Here is a 2,904-nt window from a genome sequence, read left to right as displayed (position 1 = left end):
CCGTTCAGAACTGCATTGACACTCCGAAAACCGGCCCATGCTGGGTGACTTCCCAATGGAAGTCATTGTTCTCGTAGTCCTGGTACAGCGCGCGGTAGCCCGCGCGGACGATGCTGTTGCGACTGAAGATGGTGGTGCGGTACCCAAATTAGGCTTGGCCGTTGAGGCTCAGCTGCGAACCGACGCCAAAGCCGCTTCTACTGATGCTCTGCAAGGAAGCCGAGCAACCCGCCAATCGCGATCCCATCAAAAGCCGTTTCAATGACCCGTTCAAATTCGCGGTTGTCAGGTGCGAGCATCTGCGTTATCTGTCATTTTGACACTTTTAGGATTGTTGAAATATGGATGAACGTCAAGCGCTGATTGCGTTTGGGGCAATGTCCCAGGAAACGCGGCTCAAGATTGTAAGGCTGCTGGTAAGAGCGGGGCCGCAAGGCATGCCCGCAGGTAACATTGCAGAAGCCGCTGGGGTGTCGGCCTCAAACGTTTCATTCCATCTGAAGGAACTTGAACGTAGCGGTCTGGTTGCTGCCCGTAGGGATGCACGGTCGATCATCTATTCAGCTGAATTCCAGGCGTTGAGTGGCCTGATCCGCTTCCTGATGGAGGATTGCTGCGCGGGCAACCCCGCCATTTGCGCACCTGCCCTCACCCCCTCATGCTGTGAACCAACGGATACTGTCCAATGACCGCAAGGAAGGTGGAGGTCCACCACCTCCTCCAAGTGATTGGCCGCTTGGAACGGTCTACTTCAAAGAGCACGGACGCAGCCTGAGCCATGTCGACATTTGAACGCTACCTGACCCTCTGGGTTGCGCTTTGCATTGTCGCGGGTATCGCCTTGGGCCATCTGATGCCGGGCGTGTTCCAGGCCATCGGAGGTGCAGAAATTGCCAAGGTCAACGTCCCCGTCGCCGTTCTGATCTGGCTGATGATCATCCCGATGCTCCTGAAGATCGACTTCGCTGCCATGGGCGAGGTCGGGCGGCACTGGCGCGGTATCGGCGTGACCCTCTTCATCAATTGGGCTGTGAAACCGTTCTCGATGGCGCTGCTGGGCTGGTTTTTCATCGGCTGGCTCTTCCGCCCGTACCTGCCAGCCGATCAAATCGATTCCTACATTGCAGGCCTCATCATCCTCGCGGCCGCCCCTTGCACAGCAATGGTCTTCGTATGGTCGAACCTGACCAAGGGCGAACCTCATTTCACCCTGTCCCAGGTGGCGCTTAACGATGCCATCATGGTGGTTGCCTTTGCGCCGATCGTCGGACTGCTCCTAGGCCTGTCTGCGATCACAGTTCCGTGGGGCACGCTCGTCCTGTCGATGGTGCTCTACATCATCATTCCCGTGATCATCGCCCAGGTGGCAAGACGCCGGCTACTCGCCTCAGCTGGCCAGAAGGCGCTCGACGGTCTGCTTCATACGCTGCAGCCCCTCTCCCTCGTGGCTTTGCTGGCGACGCTTGTCCTGCTTTTTGGCTTCCAGGGTGAGCAGATCATCGCGCAGCCAATGATCATTGCGCTGCTGGCCGTTCCTATCTTGATCCAGGTCTATTTCAACTCGGGGCTGGCCTACCTGCTCAACCGCATTTCCGGTGAACAGCATTGCGTTGCCGGTCCGTCAGCATTGATCGGTGCATCCAACTTCTTCGAGCTGGCAGTTGCGGCCGCCATTAGCCTGTTTGGCTTCAGCTCAGGCGCAGCCCTCGCTACCGTTGTCGGCGTGCTGGTCGAGGTTCCCGTGATGCTGTCAGTCGTCTGGATCGTGAACCGCAGCAAGGGCTGGTACGAGCGCGGCTCGGCAGTCACCGCAACCAAGGAAGCTGAAAGGACTGCATGATGGACGTCACTATCTATCATAACCCCGCCTGCGGTACGTCGCGCAACACGTTGGCGTTGATGCGCAATGCAGGCATCGAGCCAACAGTGATCGAGTACCTGCAATCGTCTCCGACGCGTGCAGTCCTCCAGGACCTGATTGCCAAGGCGGGTCTGACAGTGCGTGGAGCCATCAGGCAGAAAGGCACACCATACGCTGAGCTCGGTCTGGAAGATCCTACGCTTACCAGTGACGAATTGCTCGATGCCATGCTGGAGCATCCGATCCTGATCAATCGTCCATTCGTCGTGACGCCTTGGGGCGTACGCCTCAGCCGTCCATCCGAAGTCGTTCTTGAAATCCTCCCGCTCCCCCAGAAGGGGCCCTTCCACAAGGAAGACGGTGAGCTGTTGATCGATGCCGAAGGAAACCGAGTTGCCTGACCTGCCAAACATAGTAGGGGAGGCCCTTCGGCTTCCTGACCCTGCCCTTCTGTCCGCCCCCTCCTCCACCCACCGGCCACGCATTCTGCTTCTGTATGGCTCGCTGCGAGAACGTTCCTACAGCCGATTCCTCACACAGGAAGCCGCTCGTTTGCTCGAACACTTCGGGGCAGAGACGCGTGTCTTCGACCCGACGGGGCTTCCCTTGCCTGACGGTGCACCCACTGATCATCCGAAGGTCAAGGAGCTTCGCGAACTCTCGCGATGGTCGGAAGGCCAAGTCTGGACTAGTCCTGAGCGCCATGGGGCAATGAGTGGCGTCATGAAATCCCAGATCGACTGGATCCCCCTTGCTGTAGGTTCGATCAGGCCGACGCAGGGTCGCACTCTTGCAGTGATGCAGGTGTCGGGCGGATCTCAATCCTTCAATGCGGTCAACCAGATGCGCGTACTCGGCCGCTGGATGCGGATGGTCACCATTCCGAACCAATCCTCCGTCGCAAAAGCGTATCAGGAATTCGACTCCGAAGGCCGAATGAACCCGTCCTCCTACTACGATCGCGTGGTGGACGTCATGGAAGAGCTGGTGAAGTTCACCCTATTGACGCGTGATGTCTCGGGCTACCTCACCGACCGCTACAG

The 2,904-nt window shown here is 58.3% G+C and carries 4 protein-coding genes; all 4 read left to right on the top strand.

Annotated features, from left to right (window positions below):
• The first annotated feature begins 341 nt into the window (after positions 1 to 341).
• On the top strand, positions 342 to 689 hold the full coding sequence (locus AC1DUU_RS28080) for an ArsR/SmtB family transcription factor (RefSeq protein WP_476786620.1): 348 nt from the start codon (positions 342 to 344) through the stop codon (positions 687 to 689).
• A gap of 89 nt (positions 690 to 778) precedes the next feature.
• On the top strand, positions 779 to 1,840 hold the full coding sequence (arsB, locus tag AC1DUU_RS28075) for an ACR3 family arsenite efflux transporter (protein ID WP_476786619.1): 1,062 nt from the start codon (positions 779 to 781) through the stop codon (positions 1,838 to 1,840).
• Positions 1,840 to 2,262 carry an arsenate reductase (glutaredoxin) gene (arsC, locus tag AC1DUU_RS28070; protein ID WP_476786621.1) on the top strand — a complete coding sequence of 141 codons (423 nt, stop codon included), beginning with the start codon at positions 1,840 to 1,842 and terminating at the stop codon, positions 2,260 to 2,262. Before arsB ends, arsC begins: the two co-directional genes overlap by 1 nt.
• The coding region (arsH, locus tag AC1DUU_RS28065; RefSeq protein WP_476786618.1) for an arsenical resistance protein ArsH at positions 2,237 to 2,904 on the top strand (668 nt) is incomplete at its 3' end. The genes arsC and arsH, both read left to right, overlap by 26 nt.

The sequence above is a fragment of the Aminobacter sp. P4_H6_2 genome (assembly GCF_056400805.1).
This window is presented reverse-complemented; position numbering and strand designations above follow the sequence as displayed.

Bases quoted from the DNA above. Each gene is read 5' to 3' on its own strand.
- arsC (WP_476786621.1), top strand. From the start codon at position 1,840: ATGGACGTCACTATCTATCATAACCCCGCCTGCGGTACGTCGCGCAAC.
- arsB (WP_476786619.1), top strand. From the start codon at position 779: ATGTCGACATTTGAACGCTACCTGACCCTCTGGGTTGCGCTTTGCATT.
- AC1DUU_RS28080 (WP_476786620.1), top strand. From the start codon at position 342: ATGGATGAACGTCAAGCGCTGATTGCGTTTGGGGCAATGTCCCAGGAA.